Source organism: Mesorhizobium erdmanii USDA 3471 (assembly GCF_000472705.1).
Classification (GTDB): domain Bacteria; phylum Pseudomonadota; class Alphaproteobacteria; order Rhizobiales; family Rhizobiaceae; genus Mesorhizobium; species Mesorhizobium erdmanii.
In genome coordinates, this window is sequence record NZ_AXAE01000008.1 from 392,098 (window position 1) to 413,780 (window position 21,683).

33 protein-coding genes and 2 tRNA genes are annotated in these 21,683 nt (G+C 62.3%); 32 read left to right on the forward strand and 3 right to left on the reverse strand.

What is annotated here, in order from left to right:
• Nucleotides 1–142: 142 nt before the first annotated feature.
• The 3 genes from gcl to A3AU_RS0104685 all read left to right on the forward strand — a co-directional run bounded on the left by gcl (nucleotide 143) and on the right by A3AU_RS0104685 (nucleotide 3,757).
• Nucleotides 143–1,924 carry a glyoxylate carboligase gene (gcl, locus tag A3AU_RS0104675; protein ID WP_027051766.1) on the forward strand — a complete coding sequence of 594 codons (1,782 nt, stop codon included), beginning with the start codon at nucleotides 143–145 and terminating at the stop codon, nucleotides 1,922–1,924.
• A gap of 10 nt (nucleotides 1,925–1,934) precedes the next feature.
• Nucleotides 1,935–2,732: a 2-oxo-tetronate isomerase gene (otnI, locus tag A3AU_RS0104680; protein ID WP_027051767.1), complete on the forward strand. Its 798-nt coding sequence runs from the start codon at nucleotides 1,935–1,937 to the stop codon at nucleotides 2,730–2,732.
• Between the two features lie 107 nt (nucleotides 2,733–2,839).
• Nucleotides 2,840–3,757: a 2-hydroxy-3-oxopropionate reductase gene (locus A3AU_RS0104685; RefSeq protein WP_027051768.1), complete on the forward strand. Its 918-nt coding sequence runs from the start codon at nucleotides 2,840–2,842 to the stop codon at nucleotides 3,755–3,757.
• Between the two features lie 118 nt (nucleotides 3,758–3,875).
• Here A3AU_RS0104685 and A3AU_RS0104690 read toward each other — a convergent pair whose 3' ends face one another.
• Entirely contained in the window at nucleotides 3,876–4,724 is an 849-nt protein-coding gene (locus A3AU_RS0104690) for a TrmH family RNA methyltransferase (protein ID WP_027051769.1), read from the reverse strand.
• 202 nt (nucleotides 4,725–4,926) lie between these two features.
• Between A3AU_RS0104690 and A3AU_RS0104695 the strand changes: the two genes are divergently transcribed.
• Together A3AU_RS0104695 and A3AU_RS0104700 are read left to right on the forward strand one after the other, a co-directional pair.
• Nucleotides 4,927–5,011: transfer RNA gene (locus A3AU_RS0104695), tRNA-Tyr, on the forward strand.
• A gap of 91 nt (nucleotides 5,012–5,102) precedes the next feature.
• Nucleotides 5,103–5,176 (forward strand) — tRNA-Gly (locus tag A3AU_RS0104700).
• 95 nt (nucleotides 5,177–5,271) lie between these two features.
• On the opposite strand, the gene A3AU_RS0104705 is transcribed toward A3AU_RS0104700, so the two are convergent.
• A complete protein-coding gene (locus A3AU_RS0104705) occupies nucleotides 5,272–5,727 on the reverse strand; it encodes a YidB family protein (protein ID WP_027051770.1) in 456 nt (151 codons plus the stop codon).
• Between the two features lie 130 nt (nucleotides 5,728–5,857).
• Between A3AU_RS0104705 and A3AU_RS0104710 the strand changes: the two genes are divergently transcribed.
• Nucleotides 5,858–6,112: a GlsB/YeaQ/YmgE family stress response membrane protein gene (locus tag A3AU_RS0104710; protein WP_027051771.1), complete on the forward strand. Its 255-nt coding sequence runs from the start codon at nucleotides 5,858–5,860 to the stop codon at nucleotides 6,110–6,112.
• Nucleotides 6,113–6,187: 75 nt separating this feature from the next.
• Here the strand turns inward: A3AU_RS0104710 and A3AU_RS0104715 are convergent, their stop codons facing one another.
• Nucleotides 6,188–7,075, reverse strand: coding sequence for a DMT family transporter (locus A3AU_RS0104715; protein WP_027051772.1), 888 nt, complete (start codon nucleotides 7,073–7,075; stop codon nucleotides 6,188–6,190).
• 294 nt (nucleotides 7,076–7,369) lie between these two features.
• Here A3AU_RS0104715 and tuf point away from each other — a divergent pair, with 294 nt between their 5' ends.
• The 26 genes from tuf to rpsK all read left to right on the forward strand — a co-directional run bounded on the left by tuf (nucleotide 7,370) and on the right by rpsK (nucleotide 21,646).
• Nucleotides 7,370–8,545, forward strand: coding sequence for an elongation factor Tu (gene tuf / locus A3AU_RS0104720; protein ID WP_010909256.1), 1,176 nt, complete (start codon nucleotides 7,370–7,372; stop codon nucleotides 8,543–8,545).
• A 67-nt stretch (nucleotides 8,546–8,612) separates the two neighbouring features.
• Nucleotides 8,613–8,921 carry a 30S ribosomal protein S10 gene (gene rpsJ, locus A3AU_RS0104725; RefSeq protein ID WP_010909272.1) on the forward strand — a complete coding sequence of 103 codons (309 nt, stop codon included), beginning with the start codon at nucleotides 8,613–8,615 and terminating at the stop codon, nucleotides 8,919–8,921.
• A gap of 61 nt (nucleotides 8,922–8,982) precedes the next feature.
• The gene (gene rplC, locus A3AU_RS0104730; protein WP_027051773.1) at nucleotides 8,983–9,696 is read left to right on the forward strand and encodes a 50S ribosomal protein L3; all 714 of its coding nucleotides are present in this window, start codon (nucleotides 8,983–8,985) and stop codon (nucleotides 9,694–9,696) included.
• Nucleotides 9,696–10,316 (forward strand): 50S ribosomal protein L4, encoded by a 621-nt coding sequence (rplD, locus tag A3AU_RS0104735; protein WP_027051774.1) that lies wholly within the window; start codon nucleotides 9,696–9,698, stop codon nucleotides 10,314–10,316. The genes rplC and rplD overlap by 1 nt, the downstream gene beginning before the upstream one ends.
• Nucleotides 10,313–10,606: a 50S ribosomal protein L23 gene (locus tag A3AU_RS0104740; protein WP_010909275.1), complete on the forward strand. Its 294-nt coding sequence runs from the start codon at nucleotides 10,313–10,315 to the stop codon at nucleotides 10,604–10,606. Before rplD ends, A3AU_RS0104740 begins: the two co-directional genes overlap by 4 nt.
• Before the next feature lie 23 nt (nucleotides 10,607–10,629).
• Complete coding sequence (gene rplB / locus A3AU_RS0104745; RefSeq protein ID WP_013895698.1) at nucleotides 10,630–11,463, forward strand: 50S ribosomal protein L2; 834 nt, start codon at nucleotides 10,630–10,632, stop codon at nucleotides 11,461–11,463.
• 16 nt (nucleotides 11,464–11,479) lie between these two features.
• Entirely contained in the window at nucleotides 11,480–11,758 is a 279-nt protein-coding gene (gene rpsS, locus A3AU_RS0104750) for a 30S ribosomal protein S19 (RefSeq protein WP_006205463.1), read from the forward strand.
• Between the two features lie 2 nt (nucleotides 11,759–11,760).
• On the forward strand, nucleotides 11,761–12,150 hold the full coding sequence (gene rplV / locus A3AU_RS0104755; protein ID WP_010909277.1) for a 50S ribosomal protein L22: 390 nt from the start codon (nucleotides 11,761–11,763) through the stop codon (nucleotides 12,148–12,150).
• Complete coding sequence (rpsC, locus tag A3AU_RS0104760; RefSeq protein ID WP_010909278.1) at nucleotides 12,150–12,875, forward strand: 30S ribosomal protein S3; 726 nt, start codon at nucleotides 12,150–12,152, stop codon at nucleotides 12,873–12,875. Before rplV ends, rpsC begins: the two co-directional genes overlap by 1 nt.
• A gap of 27 nt (nucleotides 12,876–12,902) precedes the next feature.
• Nucleotides 12,903–13,316 (forward strand): 50S ribosomal protein L16, encoded by a 414-nt coding sequence (rplP, locus tag A3AU_RS0104765; RefSeq protein WP_010909279.1) that lies wholly within the window; start codon nucleotides 12,903–12,905, stop codon nucleotides 13,314–13,316.
• A 13-nt stretch (nucleotides 13,317–13,329) separates the two neighbouring features.
• Nucleotides 13,330–13,530 carry a 50S ribosomal protein L29 gene (rpmC, locus tag A3AU_RS0104770; RefSeq protein ID WP_006205459.1) on the forward strand — a complete coding sequence of 67 codons (201 nt, stop codon included), beginning with the start codon at nucleotides 13,330–13,332 and terminating at the stop codon, nucleotides 13,528–13,530.
• Nucleotides 13,531–13,541: 11 nt separating this feature from the next.
• The gene (gene rpsQ, locus A3AU_RS0104775) at nucleotides 13,542–13,781 is read left to right on the forward strand and encodes a 30S ribosomal protein S17 (protein ID WP_010909280.1); all 240 of its coding nucleotides are present in this window, start codon (nucleotides 13,542–13,544) and stop codon (nucleotides 13,779–13,781) included.
• A gap of 72 nt (nucleotides 13,782–13,853) precedes the next feature.
• The gene (gene rplN / locus A3AU_RS0104780) at nucleotides 13,854–14,222 is read left to right on the forward strand and encodes a 50S ribosomal protein L14 (RefSeq protein WP_006205457.1); all 369 of its coding nucleotides are present in this window, start codon (nucleotides 13,854–13,856) and stop codon (nucleotides 14,220–14,222) included.
• 12 nt (nucleotides 14,223–14,234) lie between these two features.
• Complete coding sequence (gene rplX, locus A3AU_RS0104785; RefSeq protein WP_006205456.1) at nucleotides 14,235–14,549, forward strand: 50S ribosomal protein L24; 315 nt, start codon at nucleotides 14,235–14,237, stop codon at nucleotides 14,547–14,549.
• Nucleotides 14,542–15,120 (forward strand): 50S ribosomal protein L5, encoded by a 579-nt coding sequence (gene rplE / locus A3AU_RS0104790; protein ID WP_051355275.1) that lies wholly within the window; start codon nucleotides 14,542–14,544, stop codon nucleotides 15,118–15,120. The genes rplX and rplE overlap by 8 nt, the downstream gene beginning before the upstream one ends.
• A gap of 27 nt (nucleotides 15,121–15,147) precedes the next feature.
• A complete protein-coding gene (rpsN, locus tag A3AU_RS0104795) occupies nucleotides 15,148–15,453 on the forward strand; it encodes a 30S ribosomal protein S14 (RefSeq protein WP_010909282.1) in 306 nt (101 codons plus the stop codon).
• Nucleotides 15,454–15,465: 12 nt separating this feature from the next.
• Nucleotides 15,466–15,864, forward strand: coding sequence for a 30S ribosomal protein S8 (gene rpsH, locus A3AU_RS0104800; protein ID WP_006205453.1), 399 nt, complete (start codon nucleotides 15,466–15,468; stop codon nucleotides 15,862–15,864).
• A gap of 88 nt (nucleotides 15,865–15,952) precedes the next feature.
• Complete coding sequence (gene rplF, locus A3AU_RS0104805; protein ID WP_027051776.1) at nucleotides 15,953–16,486, forward strand: 50S ribosomal protein L6; 534 nt, start codon at nucleotides 15,953–15,955, stop codon at nucleotides 16,484–16,486.
• Between the two features lie 141 nt (nucleotides 16,487–16,627).
• Nucleotides 16,628–16,987: a 50S ribosomal protein L18 gene (rplR, locus tag A3AU_RS0104810; RefSeq protein ID WP_027051777.1), complete on the forward strand. Its 360-nt coding sequence runs from the start codon at nucleotides 16,628–16,630 to the stop codon at nucleotides 16,985–16,987.
• Between the two features lie 129 nt (nucleotides 16,988–17,116).
• The gene (rpsE, locus tag A3AU_RS0104815) at nucleotides 17,117–17,686 is read left to right on the forward strand and encodes a 30S ribosomal protein S5 (RefSeq protein ID WP_027046810.1); all 570 of its coding nucleotides are present in this window, start codon (nucleotides 17,117–17,119) and stop codon (nucleotides 17,684–17,686) included.
• 24 nt (nucleotides 17,687–17,710) lie between these two features.
• Nucleotides 17,711–17,908 carry a 50S ribosomal protein L30 gene (rpmD, locus tag A3AU_RS0104820; protein ID WP_006205449.1) on the forward strand — a complete coding sequence of 66 codons (198 nt, stop codon included), beginning with the start codon at nucleotides 17,711–17,713 and terminating at the stop codon, nucleotides 17,906–17,908.
• 22 nt (nucleotides 17,909–17,930) lie between these two features.
• Entirely contained in the window at nucleotides 17,931–18,404 is a 474-nt protein-coding gene (gene rplO, locus A3AU_RS0104825) for a 50S ribosomal protein L15 (protein WP_027051778.1), read from the forward strand.
• A 193-nt stretch (nucleotides 18,405–18,597) separates the two neighbouring features.
• Complete coding sequence (gene secY / locus A3AU_RS0104830; RefSeq protein ID WP_027051779.1) at nucleotides 18,598–19,938, forward strand: preprotein translocase subunit SecY; 1,341 nt, start codon at nucleotides 18,598–18,600, stop codon at nucleotides 19,936–19,938.
• Nucleotides 19,935–20,531, forward strand: coding sequence for an adenylate kinase (locus tag A3AU_RS0104835; RefSeq protein ID WP_027051780.1), 597 nt, complete (start codon nucleotides 19,935–19,937; stop codon nucleotides 20,529–20,531). The genes secY and A3AU_RS0104835 overlap by 4 nt, the downstream gene beginning before the upstream one ends.
• A 217-nt stretch (nucleotides 20,532–20,748) precedes the next feature.
• Complete coding sequence (gene rpsM / locus A3AU_RS0104840; protein WP_006205445.1) at nucleotides 20,749–21,117, forward strand: 30S ribosomal protein S13; 369 nt, start codon at nucleotides 20,749–20,751, stop codon at nucleotides 21,115–21,117.
• A gap of 139 nt (nucleotides 21,118–21,256) precedes the next feature.
• Nucleotides 21,257–21,646: a 30S ribosomal protein S11 gene (gene rpsK, locus A3AU_RS0104845; RefSeq protein WP_006205444.1), complete on the forward strand. Its 390-nt coding sequence runs from the start codon at nucleotides 21,257–21,259 to the stop codon at nucleotides 21,644–21,646.
• The last annotated feature ends 37 nt before the right edge of the window (nucleotides 21,647–21,683 follow it).

Genomic DNA, 21,683 nt, shown 5'->3' on the forward strand with positions numbered 1-21,683 from the left:
TTGGAAAACGAAAAATACAATTGAATCAGCATGAAGCTGTCGTTTTCTAGAAATGAAAAAATATTCTGAAAAAATTGAAAAATAGCTGGCTTGCTGAGATAACAGGCCATCCAACAATGACAAACCCTGTGGAGGGCGGAAAATGGCCAGGATGCGCGCTGTCGATGCCGCGGTTCTCGTTCTCGAAAAGGAAGGCATTTCCTGCGCCTTCGGCGTGCCGGGCGCGGCGATCAATCCGCTCTATTCGGCACTGAAGGCGCGAGGCACGATCCGCCATGTCCTGGCCCGCCACGTAGAGGGCGCCTCGCACATGGCTGAAGGTTATACCCGTGCCAAGGCGGGAAATATCGGGCTCTGCATCGGCACTTCGGGGCCGGCCGGCACCGACATGATCACCGGGCTTTACTCGGCGGCGGCCGATTCCATCCCGATCCTATGCATCACCGGTCAGGCGCCGCGGGCGCGGCTCAACAAGGAAGATTTCCAGGCCGTCGACATATCAGCCATCGCGGCGCCCGTCGCCAAATGGGCGGTTACCGTCATGGAGCCTTATCTCGTCCCCATGGCGCTGCAGAAGGCGTTTCATCTCATGCGCTCGTCGCGGCCCGGCCCGGTGCTGATCGACTTGCCGGTCGACGTGCAACTGGCCGAGATCGAATTCGACATCGATGCCTACGAACCGCTGGCGCCGTTCAAGCCGGCAATGACCCGCGCCCAGGCCGAAAAGGCGCTGACGATGCTCAACGCGGCCGACAAGCCGCTGATCGTCGCCGGCGGCGGCATCATCAACGCCGATGCGTCGGATCTGCTGATCGAGTTCGCTGAAATCACCGGCGTCCCGGTCATCCCGACGCTGATGGGCTGGGGCGCCATCCCAGACGACCACCGGTTGATGGCCGGCATGTGCGGCCTGCAGACCTCGCACCGCTACGGCAATGCGACCATGCTTGAAGCCGATTTCGTCTTCGGCATCGGCAACCGCTGGGCCAACCGCCACACCGGTTCGGTCGACGTCTATACCAAGGGTAAGAAATTCATCCATGTCGACATCGAGCCCACTCAAATTGGCCGTGTCTTCGCGCCGGACCTCGGCGTCGTCTCGGATGCCGGTGCCGCGCTGAAGATACTGCTCGACGTCGCCACCGAGTGGAAGACGGCCGGCAAGCTGCGCGACTGGTCTGGCTGGGCAAAGGAATGCCAGGGGCGCAAGAAGACGATGAAGCGCAAGACGCATTTCGACCAGGTGCCGCTGAAGCCGCAGCGTGTCTATGAGGAGATGAACAAGGCGTTCGGCCGCGACGTCACCTATGTCACCACGATCGGCCTGTCGCAGATCGCCGGGGCGCAGTTCCTGCATGTCTACAAGCCGCGAAACTGGATCAATTGCGGCCAGGCCGGGCCGCTCGGCTGGACGCTGCCGGCAGCGCTTGGCGTGCGCGCCGCGGACCCGGACCGCACCATCGTGGCGCTGTCGGGCGATTATGATTTCCAGTTCATGATCGAGGAACTGGCGGTCGGCGCGCAGCACAAGCTGGCCTACATCCACGTCGTCGTGAACAACGCCTATCTCGGCCTGATCCGCCAGGCGCAGCGCGGCTTCTCGATGGACTATGAGGTGAGCCTGGCCTTCGAGAACATCAACCGATCAGGCGATCCCGAAGCCGGCTACGGCGTCGACCATGTCGCCGTTGCCGAGGCGATGGGCTGCAAGGCGGTCCGGGTGCGCAAGCCGGAAGAATTTGCCGGCGCCTTCAGGGAGGCGCAGCGGCTGATGAAGGAACACCAGGTCCCGGTCGTGCTCGAATTCATCCTCGAGCGGGTCACCAACATCTCCATGGGCACAGAGATCGACAAGATCACCGAATTCGAGGACCTTGCCGAACACCAGGAAGATGCTCCCACCGCGATCGTGATGTTGGATTAGGAGAAAAGGAATGCCGCGTTTTTCAGCCAACCTGTCGATGCTCTTTGGCGAGCATGATTTCCTCGACCGCTTCGACGCCGCCGCCCGCGCCGGCTTCAAGGGCGTCGAATATATCGGTCCTTACGACCATGCGCCCGAGGTGGTGGCGGCAAGGCTGAAGAAGAACGGCTTGACGCAGGTGCTGTTCAACCTGCCGGCCGGCGACTGGGCCAAGGGCGAGCGCGGCATCGCCGTGCTGCCGGACCGCGTGCCCGAATTCCGCCAGGGCATCGCCAAGGCGATCACCTATGCGCAGGCGCTGGGCTGCCCGCAGGTCAATTGCCTGGCCGGCATCGCGCCCGCCGGCGTCGACCGCAAGGTGTTGGAGGATGTTTTCGCCGAAAACCTCGCCTTCGCGGCGGAGAAGCTGGAACAGGCCGGCATCAGGCTGCTGATCGAGCCGATCAACACCCGCGACATCCCAGGTTTCTTCCTCAATTATTCGGACCAGGCTCTGGCGCTGATCGACCGCGTCGGCTCAAAAAACCTGTTCCTGCAATACGACATCTATCACATGCAGATCATGGAGGGGGATCTCGCCCGTAAAATCGAGGCAAACCTCGGCCGCATCGCGCATATCCAGCTTGCGGACAATCCCGGCCGCCACGAGCCGGGAACGGGCGAGATCAACTATCCCTTCCTATACGACCACATCGACCGCATCGGCTATTCCGGCTGGATCGGCGCCGAATACAAGCCGAAGGCCGGCACTGAGGCCGGGCTTGGATGGTTCCGGGATCTGGCCGGGCAGGGAAGCGCGGCGGCTTAAGCATCTTCCTTCTCCCCGTCGCTATACGGGGAGAAGGTGCCGGCAGGCGGATGAGGGGCAGCGCCACCTCTGGATGAATTCGAGCCAAGAACTTCAGGAGTAAACCAATGGAAATCATAGGCTTCATCGGCCTCGGCATCATGGGCGCGCCGATGGCGGGGCATCTGCTCGACGCCGGCTATCATGTCATCGCCAGCGACCATCGCGGCAAGCCTCCGGCCGAGCTCATCGCCAGGGGGCTGAAAACAGTCACCGGCCATGCCGCCGTGGCTAAGGGTGCCGACATCATCATAACCATGGTGCCCGACACGCCGCAGGTGGCCGATGTGCTGTTCGGCGACAACGGCGTCGCCTCCGGCCTGTCCAAAGGCAAGCTGGTCATCGACATGAGCTCGATCTCGCCGATCGAGACCAAGACCTTCGCCCGCAAGATCAACGATCTCGGCTGCGATTATCTCGATGCGCCGGTTTCGGGCGGCGAGGTCGGCGCCAAGGCGGCGTCGCTCACCATCATGGTCGGCGGCGAGGAAAAGGCTTTTGAACGCGCCAAGCCCGTGTTCGAGAAGATGGGCAAGAACATCACCTTGGTCGGCCCCAACGGTGTCGGCCAGACCACCAAGGTCGCCAACCAGATCGTCGTCGCGTTGACCATTGAAGCCGTCGCCGAAGCGCTTGTTTTTGCTTCGAAAGCCGGTGCCGAGCCGGCCAAGGTCAGGCAGGCGCTGATGGGCGGGCTGGCGGCTTCGCGCATTCTGGAAGTGCATGGCGAGCGCATGGTCAAGCGCACCTTCGCGCCAGGCTTCCGCATCGAACTGCACCAGAAGGACCTCAATTTGGCGCTGGAAGGCGCCAAGGCGCTCGGCGTCTCCCTGCCCAACACCTCGACCACGCAACAACTGTTCAATTCCTGCGCCGCCAATGGTGGTGCGAAAGAAGATCATTCGGCGCTGGTCAGGGCGCTGGAGCGGATGGCCAATTTCGAGGTCGGCAGCGAGGCGACTGAGAGTCAGGGCAAAGCGGCATAGGTCGGGAGAGGGCGGCGTAACGTTCCCAAGCCGCCATTCTTGTCCGTCGAAGAACGGGTTCCTGCGCCGGCCGCGGGAACCCGTTTCTCGTTTTTACGCAAGGACTGTCGCTGCGGGCTCAGCCGCGCTTCAAGAATGCCCGTGCTGCATAAAGGCTGACCGCCGCGGCATTCGACACATTGAGCGAGCGGATCGCACCGGGCATATCGAGCCGCGCCAGCGTCGTCACCGTCTCGCGCGTCTTCTGGCGCAGGCCTTTGCCCTCGGCGCCAAGCACTAGCGCTATCCTGCCGCCCGAAAAGCTCGTTTCGAGTTCCGCCGGTCCATCCGAATCAAGCCCGATCGTCTGAAAGCCGGCCTCGTGCAACTGCCCGAGCGCGTCGGCCAGGTTCTTCACCTCGATCTGGTCGATATGCTCCAGCGCGCCGGAGGCGGATTTGGCCAGCACGCCCGATTCCTGGGGGCTGTGGCGCGCGGTGGTGATCAGCGCACCGGCGCCGAAGGCGACCGCCGATCGCAGGATGGCGCCGACATTATGCGGATCGGTGACCTGGTCGAGCACCAGCACCAGCCTCGTGTCACCGAGCGCGTCGAGGCGCTTCGCTTTTAGCGGCTCCGCCTCGATCAGCACGCCCTGATGCACGGCGTCCGACCCGGTGATCTTGTCGATGTCCCTGGGTTCGACCAGTTCCGCCGTGAAGGGCAGGACGGCGAGGTCTGCTATCTCGAGACGCTCGGCCGCATTGCGCGTCACCAGCATTTTCCGAATCTTGCGGCGCGGATTGTCGAGTGCCGCCCGCACCGTGTGGAGGCCATAAAGCCGCACCAGGCCGTCCGCGGCGTTTTCGCCCGGCGGCACCGGCTGGCGTGGCCGGAACGCTGGCGCGCCGCCGCTTTTCTCGTCGCGAAAGGCGCGGCGCAGCTTGGCGTAATGGGTGTCTTTCGGGGTGTTGGTCTTATTGCTCATGGCCAGCTTCTATAGCTGTCTCCCGCGGCCAGCGATATGGCCCGTCGCCGCAGCCGGCGACCAACATCGAAAAAGCCTGGCCACGCGGTTGACACCCACTGGCCTTGCCGCCATAAGGCGCTTCGCTGATTTCGGAGAAGACATCTATCTCGGGCTCCGGGATCGGCAAGAATGCCTCGTTGCATGGCTCCGGCGGCAGACTGGAGAGGTGCCCGAGTGGTTAAAGGGGACGGACTGTAAATCCGTTAGCTTAGCTTACGTTGGTTCGAATCCAACCCTCTCCACCACTGCCGGCCCGGAAGCCCTGAAACGCGAAAAGCATCGGAAACGAAAAGCGCATGGCGCTTTTCCCGTGAATCCGGTACTTCAGTGCAAGGCGCGGGTATAGCTCAGTGGTAGAGCAGCAGCCTTCCAAGCTGAATATGCGGGTTCGATTCCCGCTACCCGCTCCAGATACTGATCCCCACGATCGGCAACCCGGACACTGCTCGGCCCAGACGCTGCGCGACCATGCACACAGCGCTTCAGGGCATCGATATCAGCCGCGTCAGCTGTTGAAAGCGGAAGCCACCTGATGCTGCTGCGGCACCTGGCCGTTCGGCGTCAGCTTGTCGACGATGCCGGGCAGGGCGGTGGACAATTGCTGCAGCAGTTCCTGCTCGTTCATGCCGGTGCGCTGCGCGATCTCGCGGATCACTGCCGGACCGAGCGCCGAGCCGAGATCGCCCGGATTGATCGACTGGTTCTGGCCGGTGCCGACCCAGGAATCGGCGACGTTGCCTTGGCCGGCATCCCTGAGCTTGTCGAGCAGGCCGCCCAGGCCGCCGAGCAGGCCGCCATCGGCCGACGTCGTGCCGGCGGGGGTGGGTGCGGGTGCTGGAGCCTCTTGCGGCTGTTCGGCACTTTTGCCGCTCAGCATTTTTCCGACCAGCAGCGCACCGAGCGCGATCATCATCGGTTTGGTGATGTTGCCGCCGGGAACGGCGTTGTCAAAAAGTCCCATAGTGGATCCTCCATCTCGACCAAGCCCAGCCCATCTCTGACAATGGCGCATCCGGGCGGAATTTCAAGCTGGCTTGAGCTTTTGACAATCATATGAAAATGTCGGACCGGCGGGGGATGGAGAGGAAAAAATGGGTATCATCAGCTGGATCATTCTCGGCGCTATCGCCGGGTTCCTTGGCAGCAAGATCGTCAACAAGACCGGCCAGGGCCTGATCATGGATATCGTGCTCGGCATTGTCGGTGCCATCGTCGGCGGTGTGATCTGCAGCCAGATCTTTGGCGTGGGTGTTACCGGCCTGAACATCTCCAGCCTGATCGTCGCGGTGGTTGGCGCGGTGGTTGTCCTGTGGGCCTACCATCAGTTCAGCGGGCGCCGGATCTAGGGCCAGCCGGATCGTCTGAAATTCGAATTTCCGCCGAGGAGGCAAGGCCGCCTTCAGGCTTGTCTATTGCTGATGCTACGCGACCAAGGTCAGCCGGCGCTTGCGCTGGTCCAGCGACACGATGGTCAGCCCGCTGCCCACCACCAGCAGGATGCCGCAGACCGCCAGCGCATTGGGGAACTGCCCGAACACCAGCAGGCCCGAAATGACGGCCCAGACGGTGAAGCTGTAATAGAACGGCGCCACCGCGCTGGTCGGCCCGACGCGGTAGGCCATGAAGATGAAGAAGTGGCCGAAGATCAGGAAAAACCCGGCACCGGCCATCAGCAGCAGATGGCGCGCCTCAGGCATGACCCAGCGCTCTGACGCCAGATGCGCCGCGCCCGCTCCGATCAGCACCACCACGACAGCGGAAATCGCCACGATCATCCCCGGCACTTCGGCCGGGACACGTCTGCCGGCAAGGTCGCGCGCGGCTGCCAGCGCCGCATTGCCGAGCGCCAGCAGCGCGTAGACCGAAATGCCTTGCATGGTCGGCTGCGCCACCATCAGCGCGCCGATGAAGCCGAGCCCGATCAGCGCCATGCGCTGTCCACCGATGCGCTCGCCAAAAAGGATCGACGAGCCGACCAGCATCAGCAGCGGCGTGATTTGTCCAAGCGCCGTGGAATCCGCGATCTGCATGTTGGCGAGCGCCACGACATAACAAAGGATCGCCGCCATCTCGAGCAGGTTCCTACGCAGCACATGGCCGTCGAAGATCAGTGGGATCTGCTTGCCGTAGCCCAGCAGGAACAGCAGCGGGAAGCCCCACAGCGTTGCCGCGACCCCGCGCAGGAACAGCACCTCGTAGGATGGCAAGCCAGCCGTCGCGAGCTTCATCATCGTATCGTTGACAAGATACGACCCGGTCGAGACGATCATGAACAGCGGGCCGCGGATCGAGGCAGGGATGAAATGCATGGCGTCAGGAGATCAGACCTCTGCTGCCGCCGCAATGGGCCATCAACTGGCCGTGAACCAGACAGGGATTGGCGGGCAGAAGCCTTGGATGCCGGGTCCTATCGATCGGCCGGGCACCCATTCCATTTCACCCATTGCCTTCCTATATCAGCGCCACATCCCCGCAATCGGATCCCAGGTTCGGACTGAGTGAGACGGCACCCGGCCAAAAGACGCTTGTGTTTTTTGGCCTTTGTCGCTAATCGCCCCGCATTCGACTGAACTGAAGGTCAAGGCCGTCCAAGGAAAGAGACTATGGCAAAAGGTAAATTCGAGCGCACTAAGCCTCATGTGAACATCGGCACGATTGGTCACGTTGACCATGGCAAGACGTCGCTGACGGCGGCGATCACGAAGTATTTTGGCGAGTACAAGCGCTACGACCAGATCGATGCGGCGCCGGAAGAGAAGGCACGCGGCATCACGATCTCGACGGCTCACGTCGAATACGAGACGGCCAACCGCCACTACGCTCACGTCGACTGCCCCGGCCACGCCGACTATGTGAAGAACATGATCACCGGTGCGGCGCAGATGGACGGCGCGATCCTGGTCGTGTCGGCCGCCGACGGCCCGATGCCGCAGACCCGCGAGCACATCCTGCTTGCCCGTCAGGTCGGCGTGCCGTCGATCGTGGTGTTCCTGAACAAGGTCGACCAGGTCGACGACGCCGAGCTGCTCGAACTGGTCGAGCTCGAGGTTCGCGAGCTTCTGTCGAAGAACGAATTCCCGGGCGACGACATTCCGATCGTCAAGGGTTCGGCGCTGGCTGCTCTCGAGGATTCGAACAAGACGATCGGCGAGGACGCGATCCGCGAGCTGATGGCTCAGGTCGACGCCTACATCCCGACGCCGGTTCGCCCGCTCGACAAGCCGTTCCTGATGCCGATCGAGGACGTGTTCTCGATCTCGGGCCGTGGCACGGTCGTGACCGGCCGCGTCGAGCGCGGCGTGGTCAAGGTTGGCGAGGAACTCGAGATCATCGGCATCCGTCCGACGACCAAGACGACCTGCACGGGCGTCGAGATGTTCCGCAAGCTGCTCGATCAGGGCCAGGCTGGCGACAACATCGGCGCGCTGCTGCGTGGCGTTGACCGTGAAGGTGTCGAGCGCGGCCAGGTTCTGGCCAAGCCCGGTACGGTGAAGCCGCACAAGAAGTTCGTGGCCGAAGCCTACATCCTGACCAAAGACGAAGGTGGCCGCCACACGCCGTTCTTCACCAACTACCGTCCGCAGTTCTACTTCCGCACGACTGACGTGACCGGCATCGTGTCGCTGCCGGCCGGCACCGAGATGGTGATGCCTGGCGACAACATCACGGTCGATGTCGAGCTGATCGTGCCGATCGCCATGGAAGAGAAGCTGCGCTTCGCCATCCGTGAAGGCGGCCGCACCGTCGGTGCCGGCATCGTCGTCACCATTAAAGAATAATTAGACTTAAACCGATCTGTCGCGGGCGCGGAGTTGCCCGCGCCGCGCCAGAACAAGGAAGTGACGCATGAACGGACAGAATATCCGCATCCGCCTGAAGGCGTTTGATCACCGCGTGCTCGACGCCTCGACGAAAGAAATCGTGTCGACGGCAAAGCGCACCGGAGCAAACGTCCGCGGCCCCATTCCGCTGCCGACGCGGATCGAAAAATTCACGGTCAACCGGTCGCCTCACGTCGACAAGAAGAGCCGCGAGCAGTTCGAGATGCGCACGCACAAGCGTCTGCTCGACATCGTCGATCCGACCCCGCAGACAGTCGATGCTTTGATGAAGCTCGATCTGGCCGCCGGCGTCGATGTCGAGATCAAGCTCTAAGGGAATGAGAGCGCGGTGAGGGGCGGTGCCCCTGGCCCGGAACTCTAAAGGAATTGAACCGATGCGTTCAGGTGTGATTGCAAAGAAGGTGGGAATGACCCGCATCTACAACGATGCCGGGGAACATGTTCCCGTCACCGTTCTCCAGATGGAGAACTGCCAGGTCGTGGCGCAGCGCACGCAGGAGAAGAATGGCTACACCGCCGTTCAGCTCGGCGTTGGCCTCGCCAAGGTGAAGAACACGTCGAAGGCGCTGCGCGGCCATTTCGCGACCGCTTCCGTCGAGCCCAAGGCGAAGGTTGCTGAGTTCCGCGTCTCCGCCGACAACATGATCGATGTCGGCGCCGAGATCACCGTCGAGCACTTCGTCGCCGGCCAGAAGGTCGATGTGACGGGCACGACGATCGGCAAGGGCTTCCAGGGCGTCATCAAGCGCCACCACATGGGTGGTGGCCGCGCGACGCACGGTAACTCGGTCTCGCACCGTACGCACGGTTCGACCGGCCAGCGTCAGGACCCGGGCAAGGTGTTCAAGGGCAAGCATATGGCTGGCCACATGGGCGACACCCGCGTCACCACACAGAATGTCGAGATCGTTTCGACCGACGCTGATCGCGGCCTGATCCTGATCCGCGGAGCGGTTCCCGGATCGAAGGGCGCTTGGATCCTGGTCCGCGACGCGGCCAAGGTGGCACTGCCGGCCAATGCGCCGAAGCCTGCCGCGATCCGCGCCGCCACGAAGAATGAGGCTCCGGCCACAGAGGGAGCGGAATAATGGATCTCAAGATCACAACGCTCGGCGGTAAAGACGCCGGCAAGGTGGAACTCTCTGACGGGATTTTCGGCCTTGACCCGCGCGAGGACATTCTGCAGCGCGTCGTGCGCTGGCAGCTTGCCAAGAAGCAGCAGGGCACGCACAAGTCCAAGGGCCGCGCCGAAATCGCGCGCACCGGCGCCAAGATGTACAAGCAGAAGGGTACGGGCCGCGCCCGCCACCATTCGGCACGCGCTCCGCAGTTCCGTGGCGGCGGCAAGGCCCACGGCCCGGTTGTTCGCAGTCATGAGCACGATCTGCCCAAGAAGGTTCGTGCGCTTGGCCTCAAGCATGCTCTCTCGGCCAAGGCCAAGAGCGCTTCGATCATCGTCATCGACGAACTGAAGCTGACCGAGGCCAAGACCAAGGCGCTGATCGCGAATTTCGCGACGCTGGGCCTGACCAACGCCTTGGTGATTGGCGGCGCCGAGCTTGACAAGAACTTCAAGCTGGCAGCGACCAACATTCCCAACATCGACGTGCTGCCCATCCAGGGCATCAACGTCTACGACATTCTGCGCCGCGGCACGCTGGTCCTTTCCAAGGCCGCCGTCGAGGCTCTCGAGGAGCGCTTTAAATGACCGACCTTCGTCACTACGACGTGATCGTCAGCCCGGCGATCACTGAAAAGTCGACCATGGCTTCCGAGCAGAACCAGGTCGTCTTCAACGTCGCCAAGAAGGCGTCGAAGCCGGAAATCAAGGCCGCCGTCGAAGCGCTGTTCGGCGTCAAGGTGATGGCCGTGAACACACTTGTCCGCAAGGGCAAGATCAAGCGCTTCCGCGGCACGATCGGCCGCCAGAGCGACGTCAAGAAGGCGATCGTGACGCTGGCCGACGGCCAGTCGATCGACGTCGCGACGGGTCTCTGAGCTAGGCCGCGAGGACAACAACAATGGCACTGAAAAAATTCAACCCGGTAACGCCGAGCACCCGACAGCTGGTTATCGTCGACCGCTCGGGCCTCTACAAGGGCAAGCCCGTCAAGGGCCTGACCGAGGGCCTGACCAAGTCGGGCGGCCGCAACAATCACGGCCGCATCACCGCCCGCTTCATCGGCGGTGGTCACAAGCGTTCGTACCGCATCATCGACTTCAAGCGCCGCAAGTTCGACGTCGTCGGCACGGTCGAGCGCATTGAATACGATCCGAACCGCACCGCCTTCATCGCGCTGATCAAGTACGACGATGGCGAGCTGTCCTACATCATCGCCCCGCAGCGCCTCGCCGCCGGCGACAAGATCGTGGCCGGCGAAGCGGTCGACGTGAAGCCAGGCAATGCGATGCCGCTGGCATCGATGCCGGTCGGCACGATCGTCCACAACATCGAGCTGAAGCCAGGCAAGGGCGCCCAGGTTGCCCGTTCGGCCGGCGGTTACGCACAGCTCGTCGGTCGCGACCAGGGCATGGCGATCCTGCGCCTCAATTCGGGCGAGCAGCGTGTCGTTCACGGCTCCTGCATGGCCACCGTCGGCGCCGTGTCGAACCCCGACCACGGCAACATCAACGACGGCAAAGCCGGCCGCACGGTTTGGCGTGGCAAGCGTCCGCACAATCGCGGCGTGACCATGAATCCGGTCGACCATCCGCACGGCGGTGGTGAAGGCCGCACCTCCGGTGGCCGTCATCCGGTCAGCCCGTGGGGCAAGCCGACCAAGGGCAAGAAGACGCGGTCCAACAAGGCGACCGACAAGTTCATCCTGCGCTCGCGCCATCAGCGCAAGAGCTAAGAAGAGGTAACGCCAAGTGACTCGTTCTATTTGGAAAGGCCCCTTCATCGACGGCTACCTTCTCAAGAAGGTGGACAAGGTTCGTGAAGGTGGTCGCAATGAGGTGATCAAGATGTGGAGCCGCCGCTCCACCATCCTGCCGCAGTTCGTCGGCTTCACCTTCGGTGTCTACAACGGCCAGAAGCATGTTCCCGTTTCGGTGAACGAGGACATGGTCGGTCATAAGTTCGGTGAATTCGCTCCGACGCGGACTTATTACGGTCACGGCGCGGATAAGAAGGCGAAGAGGAAATAATCATGGGCAAGGCCAAAGCTCCGCGCAGGCTTGCTGACAACGAAGCGCGCGCCGTGTTGCGCACGATCCGTATCAGCCCGCAGAAGCTGAACCTCGTTGCCGCGCTTATCCGCGGCAAGAAGGTCGCGACAGCGCTTTCCGACCTCGAATTCTCGGCCAAGCGGATTTCCGGCACGGTCAAGAAGACGCTGGAATCGGCGATCGCCAACGCGGAAAACAACCACGACCTCGATGTCGATGCGCTGGTGGTGGCGGAAGCCTATGTCGGCAAGTCGATTGTCATGAAGCGGTTCCACGCTCGTGGTCGTGGTCGCGCCAGCCGTATCGAGAAGCCGTTCTCGCACCTCACGATCGTCGTTCGTGAAGTCGAAGAAAAAGGGGAGGCCGCATAATGGGCCAGAAAGTCAATCCGATCGGTCTTCGCCTCGGCATCAACCGCACCTGGGATTCGCGCTGGTTCGCGAACACCGGCGAGTACGGCAAGCTGCTGCATGAGGACATCAAGATCCGCAAGTATCTTGAGAAGGAACTCAAGCAGGCCGCGATCTCCAAGGTCGTGATCGAGCGTCCGCACAAGAAGTGCCGCGTCACCATCCATGCGGCGCGCCCGGGCCTGATCATCGGCAAGAAGGGCGCCGACATCGAGAAGCTTCGCAAGAAGCTGATGGAGATGACGAAGTCCGAGACGCACCTCAACATCGTCGAAGTGCGCAAGCCGGAAATCGACGCGACCCTGGTCGCCCAGTCGATCGCCCAGCAGCTCGAGCGCCGTATCGCGTTCCGCCGCGCCATGAAGCGCGCCGTGCAGTCGGCGATGCGCCTCGGTGCCGAAGGCATCCGCATCAACTGCTCGGGCCGTCTCGGCGGCGCCGAAATCGCGCGCATGGAGTGGTACCGCGAAGGCCGCGTGCCGCTGCACACGCTGCGCGCCGATGTCGACTACGGCACCGCCGAGGCGAATACGGCGTACGGCATCTGCGGCGTGAAGGTCTGGGTATTCAAGGGCGAGATCCTCGAGCACGATCCGATGGCTTCGGAACGTCGCGCCACCGAGGGTGACGCCGCGCATGGCGGTGGTGGTGATCGCGAACGCGGTCGTCGTCGCGAAAACGCCTGAGACATTTAGGAATTTGGAGTTAGAACGATGCTGCAGCCAAAGCGCACAAAGTTCCGCAAGCAGTTCAAGGGCCGTATCCATGGTACCGCAAAGGGCGGCACCAACCTGGATTTCGGTGGTTTCGGGCTGAAGGCGCTTGAGCCGAACCGCGTCACCGCGCGTGAGATCGAGGCGGCCCGCCGCGCGATCACTCGCGAAATGAAGCGCGCTGGCCGTGTCTGGATCCGTATTTTCCCGGATCTGCCGGTCACGTCGAAGCCGACCGAAGTCCGCATGGGCAAGGGCAAGGGTGCCGTCGACTACTGGGCGGCGCGCGTCAAGCCGGGCCGCATCATGTTCGAGATCGACGGCGTCAGTGAAGAAACCGCCCGTGAGGCGCTGCGTCTCGGCGCGGCCAAGCTCTCGGTCAGGACGCGCTTCGTACAGCGCATCGCAGAATAAGGACGGGCTGATCATGAAAGCCGAAGACATCCGGACCAAGACCCAGGACCAGCTGACCGACGACCTGGCCAGCCTGAAGAAGGAGCAGTTCAACCTGCGCTTCCAGAAGGCCACCGGCCAGCTCGAGAAGACCGCGCGCGTGAGGCAGGTTCGTAAGGACATTGCGCGTATCAAGACCATCGCTGCGGAAAAGTCCGCGGCCAAGAAGGCTTAAGGACGAAAACCATGCCAAAGCGCATTCTGCAGGGCACCGTCGTCAGCGACAAGAACGAGAAGACGGTTGTCGTCAAGGTCGAACGGCGCTTCACGCATCCCGTGATGAAGAAGACCGTGCGCATGACCAAGAAGTACAAGGCGCACGACGAGAACAACGCCCACAAGGTTGGCGATCAGGTGTTCATCCAGGAATCGAAGCCGATTTCCAAGGACAAGCGCTGGATCGTGGTCTCTTCGGACCAGGCGTAAACAAACGAATTTTGGACAGACCGGGGAGGGGTGAAGAACCCGTCCCGTTAGAAAAGAAGAAGGCGGCCAGTCATGATTCAGATGCAAACAAACCTCGACGTGGCGGATAATTCCGGCGCGCGTCGTGTCATGTGCATCAAGGTGCTGGGCGGCTCGAAGCGGAAATACGCTTCCGTGGGCGACATCATCGTGGTGTCCATCAAGGAAGCCATTCCGCGCGGCCGCGTTAAGAAGGGCGATGTGATGAAGGCGGTCGTGGTTCGCACGGCCAAGGACATCCGCCGCCCGGACGGCAGCGTGATCCGTTTCGACAAGAACGCGGCCGTTCTCGTCGACAACAAGAAAGAGCCGATCGGCACGCGTATCTTCGGACCGGTTCCGCGCGAACTCCGCGCCAAGAACCACATGAAGATCATCTCGCTCGCGCCTGAAGTGCTGTAAGGAGCCGGACCAATGCAAAAGATTAGAAAAGGCGACAAGGTCGTCGTGCTGGCCGGCAAGGACAAGGGCCGTTCGGGCGAAGTCCTCTCGGTTCAGCCGAAGGATGACACCGCGCTGGTGCGCGGCGTCAACATGATCCGTCGTCACCAGAAGCAGTCCCAGTCCCAAGAGGGCGGGATCATCACCAAGGAAGCGCCGATCCAGCTGTCGAACATCGCGCTGGCCGACCCCAAGGATGGCAAGCCGACCCGCGTCGGTTTCATCTTCCAGAAGGACGGCAAGAAGGTGCGCGTCGCCAAGCGCTCGGGAGAAGTCATCAATGGCTAAGGCTCAAACCAAGCAGGCGACTGCCGCCAACACGCCGCGTCTGAAGCAGGTCTACAACGAGACCATCCGCAAGGCGCTGCAGGAGCAGTTCGGCTACGACAACGACATGCAGGTTCCGCGCCTCGACAAGATCGTGCTGAACATGGGCGTTGGCGAAGCGACCGCCGATTCCAAGAAGCCCTCGGTTGCCGCCGAGGACCTTGCGATGATCGCCGGCCAGAAGGCCGTCGTCACCCGCGCCCGCAATTCGATCGCAGGCTTCAAGGTCCGCGAGAACATGCCGATCGGCGCCAAGGTCACGCTGCGCAAGGAACGTATGTACGAGTTCCTCGACCGCCTCGTGAACATCGCGCTGCCGCGCGTCCGCGACTTTCGCGGACTGAACCCAAAGAGCTTCGATGGCCGTGGCAACTACGCCATGGGCATCAAGGAGCACATCGTGTTCCCGGAGATCAACTACGACAAGGTTGATCAGATCTGGGGCATGGACGTCATCGTTTGTACGACTGCGAAGACGGACGACGAAGCCCGGGCATTGCTCAAGGCTTTCAACTTCCCCTTCCGCCAGTAACGGCAGCGAGAAAAGGAAAAATCTGAAATGGCAAAGACCAGCTCAGTCGAGAAGAACAACAGGCGCCGCAAGCTTGCCGACCAGTACGGTCCCAAGCGCGCTGCCCTGAAGGCGATCATCATGGACCAGTCCAAGCCGATGGAGGAGCGCTTCCGCGCTCAGCTCAAGCTTGCTGCCCTGCCGCGCAACTCGGCCAAGATCCGCATCCGCAACCGCTGCGAAGTCACCGGCCGTCCGCGTGCCTACTATCGCAAGCTCAAAGTATCGCGCATCGCGCTTCGTGATCTCGGCAACAACGGCCAGATCCCGGGCCTGGTCAAGTCGAGCTGGTAAGGAGGACATAACATGTCATTGAGCGATCCTCTCGGCGATATGCTGACCCGCATCCGCAACGCCTATGGCCGCAAGAAGTCGAGTGTCTCGACGCCGGCCTCGCGTCTGCGCACCCGCGTCCTCGACGTGCTGAAGGCTGAAGGCTATATCCGCGACTACAGCCAGACCGACTTCGACAACGGCAAGTCCGAAATCGAGATCGAGCTGAAGTATTTCGACGGGGCTCCGGTCGTGCGCGAAATCGCCCGCGTCTCGAAGCCTGGCCGCCGCGTTTACGTCTCGGCCAAGTCGATCCCGCACGTCGCCAACGGCCTCGGCATCGCCATCCTTTCGACGCCGAAGGGCGTGATGGCAGATCACGAAGCTCGCGAACAGAACGTCGGCGGCGAGATCCTCTGCCAGATCTTCTGATCTGGCAGCTGACCGCAAAGTGGAATCCGGTCTTCGGATCGTTCCGAAGACAGAGACCTGAAACAAGAGAAGTGACGAGGACAACAAAATGTCTCGTATTGGAAAGAAACCCGTTTCGCTGCCGCAGGGCGTGACCGCGACCGTCAACGGCCAGACCGTGACGGCGAAGGGCCCCAAGGGCGAGCTGAAGTTCGTGGTGAACGACGAAGTCCTGGTCAAGATGGAAGGCAGCGAGATCGCTGTCCAGCCTCGCGACCAGACCAAGACCGCCCGCTCGAAGTGGGGCATGTCGCGCACGCAGATCGTCAACATCCTGCACGGCGTCAAGGACGGTTTCGAGAAGAAGCTCGAAATCACCGGCGTCGGCTATCGCGCCGCCTTGCAGGGCAAGAACCTGCAGCTGGCACTTGGCTTCAGCCATGACGTCGTCTACGAGACGCCGGCCGGCATCACCATCACCGTGCCTAAGCCGACCGAGATCACCGTTGCCGGCATCGACAAGCAGCAGGTCGGCCAGGTGGCTGCGGAGATCCGCGAATACCGTGGCCCCGAGCCCTACAAGGGCAAGGGCGTCCGCTACGCTGGCGAGAAGATCGTCCGCAAGGAAGGCAAGAAGAAGTAATAGGCCTGGCCCCGGGAAGTCGCGGACTTTTCGGAAGGGGCCAAGCCAACGAACTGTAACGCCGCGGGGAGCGGTCGCGGGAGGCGCTTTTCGCCTGCCGCATATGGCGGCCCCCGTTTTGTGAAGGCAAGGAAGACCATCATGGGTATCAAGGAAGCCATTCAGCGTCGTGCGCAGCGCGTCCGCCGCCAGATCAAGAAGGTCGCCGGCGACCGCCCGCGTCTGTCGGTTCATCGCACGTCTAAGAACATCTACGTGCAGGTCATCGACGACGCCAAGGGCCACACCATCGCCGCCGCCTCGACGCTGGAGAAGGACCTCAAGGGTTCGCTCAAGACCGGGGCCGACACAGCCGCCGCCGCCGCGATCGGCAAGCTGATCGCCGAGCGTGCCGCCAAGGCCGGCGTCAAGGAAGTCGTCTTCGACCGTGGCCCGTACATCTATCACGGCCGTGTCAAGGCGCTGGCTGAAGCTGCCCGCGAAGGCGGCCTCAGCTTCTGACGCATGATCCCGAAAAGTTGCAGACTTTTCGGATAAGATCATGCAAAGGAGAGAAATTCACCGTCGGCGACCCAAAGCGACGCCGGCAATCAGCAACCCGTGCTTCCGGAAAAGAACAAGGAACAGGATATGGCACAGGAACGTAGGGAAGGCGGCCGCGGCCGCGAGCGTGAGCGCGAAGAGCGCGACGACGGGATGGTGGACAAGCTGGTCCACATCAATCGCGTCGCCAAGGTCGTCAAGGGTGGCCGCCGCTTCGGCTTCGCCGCACTCGTCGTTGTCGGCGACCAGAAAGGCCGCGTCGGCTTCGGTCACGGCAAGGCACGCGAAGTGCCGGAGGCCATCCGCAAGGCAACCGAATCGGCAAAGCGCGACATGATCTTCGTGCCGCTGCGCTCAGGCCGTACGCTGCACCATGACGTCGAAGGACGCTGGGGCGCCGGACGTGTTCTGCTGCGCGCCGCCAAGCAGGGTACCGGCATCATCGCTGGCGGCCCGATGCGCGCCGTCTTCGAGACGCTCGGCATGCATGACGTGGTCGCCAAGTCGATGGGGTCGTCGAACCCCTACAACATGGTTCGCGCCACCTTCGACGCGCTGAAGAGCCAGATGCATCCCAAGGATGTGGCTGCTGCGCGCGGCATCAAGTATTCGACCCTTCAGGCCCGCCGCGGCACCGCCGTTGCGGCTGAAGAATAGTCGATCTGACCAGGGATTTTGACCATGGCCAAGAAAGCAACCAAGACCATCACCGTTGAGCAGATCGGTTCGCCGATCCGCCGTCCGAAGGAACAGCGCGCGACGCTGGTCGGCCTCGGCCTCAACAAGATGCACAAGCAGCGCACGCTGGAAGATACGCCTTCCGTGCGCGGCATGATCGCCGCCGTTCAGCATCTCGTCCGCGTCGTGGACGAGGGCTGAGCCAAAGCGCAGGAGAACTCAGATGAAACTCAATGATCTGCGTGACAAGGACGGCGCGACGCATTCCAAGAAGCGTCTCGGCCGCGGCATCGGTTCCGGCTCGGGCAAGACCGCCGGTCGCGGCGTCAAGGGCCAGAAGGCACGCTCCGGCGTCGCCATCAACGGCTTCGAGGGTGGCCAGATGCCGCTCTACAGGCGCCTGCCGAAGCGTGGCTTCAATAACCTCTTCGCCAAGAGCTTCGTTGTCGTCTCGCTGGCCCGCATCCAGGAAGCCGTCGATGCCAAGAAGCTCGACGCCAAGGCAACCGTGACGGCCGAGGCGCTTGTCGCCGCCGGTGTTATCCGCCGCGTCAAGGACGGCGTGCGCGTGCTGTCCGATGGCGAACTCAAGGCGAAGCTCGCCTTCGACGTGGCCGGTGCTTCCAAGGCTGCGATCGAGAAGATCGAAAAGGCCGGCGGCTCGGTCAAATTGCCTGAAAAGGCAGCTGCCGAGTAACGGCAATTTGAAGCGTGATCGGCGGAAACGGGATCCCGTTCTGCTCACGATTGCGCTTTGATCTGCTCAATTAAGCGGCCGCGTCAACGCGGCCGCTTGCATGTTTAGAGCCCGGAGCTTATCTCGTGAGCTTCGGTGAAACGCACCGCCTGACCTCACGGGCCATCAAGCGTTACCAAGCGGAGAATCAGGCATGGCTTCGGCTGCTGAACAACTAGCCTCGAATCTGAATTTCTCGGCCTTCGCCAAGGCGGAGGATCTCAAGAAACGCATCTGGTTCACCATTGGCGCGTTGCTTGTGTACCGCCTCGGCACCTACATCCCGCTTCCCGGCATCAACCCCGACGCCTTCGCCCAGGCCTTCTCCTCGCAGAGCAAGGGCGTGCTCGGCATGTTCAACATGTTCGCCGGCGGCGCCGTGCAGCGCATGGCTATCTTCGCACTCGGCATCATGCCGTACATCTCCGCCTCCATCATCATGCAGCTGATGACGTCGGTCATCCCGTCGCTGGAAGCGCTGAAGAAGGAAGGCGAGCAGGGCCGCAAGGTCATCAACCAGTACACGCGTTACGGCACCGTGCTGCTGGCACTGGTGCAGGCCTATGGCATTTCCGTGGGTCTCGAGAACGGCAACGGCATCGTCAGCGATCCCGGCATGTTCTTCCGCATCTCCACCGTCGTCACGCTGGTCGGCGGCACCATGTTCCTGATGTGGCTTGGCGAGCAGATCACAGCGCGCGGCATTGGCAACGGCATTTCGCTGATCATCTTCTCCGGCATCGTCGCCGGCCTGCCGCATGCTATCTCGGGCACTCTGGAACTCGGCCGCACCGGCGCCCTGTCGACCGGCCTGATACTGGCGATCATCGTCCTGGCCATTGTCGTCATCGCGCTCATCGTGTTCTTCGAGCGCGCCCAGCGCCGCCTGCTGATCCAGTATCCGAAGCGCCAGGTCGGCAACCGCATGTTCCAGGGCGATACTTCGCACTTGCCGCTGAAGCTTAACACGTCGGGCGTCATCCCGCCGATCTTCGCTTCCTCGCTGCTGCTGCTGCCGGCCACAGTCGCCGGCTTCTCGCAGGCGACCAACATGCCGGCCTGGGCGAGCACCATCCTGGCTTCGCTTGGCCACGGCCAGCCGCTCTACATGGCATTCTACGCGGCGATGATCGTGTTCTTCGCCTTCTTCTACACAGCGATTGTCTTCAATCCGAAGGACACCGCCGACCAGCTCAAGAAGCATTCGGGCTTCATCCCGGGCTATCGTCCGGGCGAGCGAACCGCCGATTACATCGATTACGTTCTCACCCGCATCACCGTCGTCGGCGCCATCTACCTGGTGCTGGTGTGCCTGCTGCCGGAGTTCCTGATCTCGGCGACTGGCGTACCATTCTACCTTGGTGGCACATCGCTTCTGATCGTGGTCAGTGTCACGCTCGATACGGTTGCGCAGATTCAGGGCCACCTGATCGCGCACCAGTATGAAGGCCTGATCAAGAAGTCGAAGCTGCGCGGGGGGAAGAAAGCCAGATGAGGTTGATATTGCTTGGGCCGCCAGGAGCGGGCAAGGGGACACAAGCACAAAGACTGGTAGACAAACACGGCATACCCCAGCTTTCGACGGGCGACATGCTGCGTGCCGCCGTCCAGGCCGGTACCGAGGTCGGCAAGCGTGCGAAGGCGGTGATGGATGCCGGGGAACTGGTTTCCGACGCCATCGTCAACGCCATCGTCGCCGAGCGCATCGACCAGGCCGACTGCGCCAAGGGCTTCATCCTCGACGGCTACCCGCGCACGCTGGTACAGGCCGACGCGGTTGATCGGATGCTTTCGCAGCGGGGCATAGGTCTCGATACGGTCATCGAGCTGGTTGTCGACGACAGGGCTCTCGTCGGCCGCATCGTCAAGCGCGCCGAGGACGCCAAGGCCGCCGGCCACCCGGTGCGCAAGGACGACAATCCGGCGGTGTTCGAAGAGCGCCTGCGGGAGTACTACAAGAAGACCGCTCCGCTGACCGGCTACTACTACGCCAAGGGCAAGCTCAAGACGGTCGACGGCATGGCCAGCATCGACGCGGTCACCGCCGAGATCGAAGCCGTGCTGGTTGCGACCGCCAAGGCGCGGTAAGGGAATTAACGATTAGGCTTGACGGGAGCGGCCCGCTGCGGTATGGCGGCCCGTCTTCCTATCAGGCGCGAACTTTGCTTGTCCGCAAGGGCAAGGCAGTCGCTTTGAACTGGAAACTCCCGCAGGGGCCGGCCTCCACCGGACGCGGGGCAACTTTGACAGCGCCGGGCCTGCCTCGTTTTGAAGGTCGACCGGTCCAAATGGAGAAGAGAAGAACATGGCTCGTATAGCCGGCGTTAACATTCCGACCAACAAGCGCGTCGTCATCGCGCTCCAGTACATTCACGGCATTGGCAAGAAGTTCGCCCAGGAGATCGTCGACAAGGTCGGCATCCCGGCCGAGCGTCGCGTCAACCAGCTGACCGACGCGGAAGTGCTGCAGATCCGCGAGACCATCGACCGCGACTACCAGGTCGAGGGCGATCTGCGCCGCGAAGTGTCGATGAACATCAAGCGTCTCATGGACCTCGGTTGCTACCGCGGCCTGCGTCACCGTCGCTCGCTGCCGGTTCGCGGCCAGCGCACGCACACCAATGCACGCACCCGCAAGGGCCCGGCCAAGTCGATCGCCGGCAAGAAGAAGTAATTTAGGACAGTAAGGGAGTAGGGCAGTAAGGCAATAGGATCGGCAGACATACTGCCCTATTGCCATGTTCCCCTACTGCCTTCTCCTAGGTGGAGCCGCTGGCATTACGGCGGTGTAGAGATCAACTGAAAGGACTATCATGGCCAAGGAAGCCGCTCGTGTTCGCCGTCGCGAACGCAAGAATATCTCGTCGGGCGTTGCCCACGTCAATTCGACCTTCAACAACACGATGATCACCATCACCGACGCGCAGGGCAATTCGATCGCCTGGTCGTCGGCCGGTGCCCAGGGCTTCAAGGGTTCGCGCAAGTCGACCCCGTTCGCCGCCCAGATGGCCGCCGAGGACGTTGCCAAGAAGGCCCAGGAACACGGCATGCGCATGCTCGAAGTCGAGGTCTGCGGACCTGGCTCCGGTCGTGAATCGGCACTGCGCGCCCTGCAGGCGGCCGGCTTCACCATCACCTCGATCCGTGATGTGACGCCGATCCCGCACAATGGCTGCCGCCCGCGCAAGAAGCGCCGCGTCTAAATTTATCGAACGCCGCGCGAACGCTCACAGGGCGTTC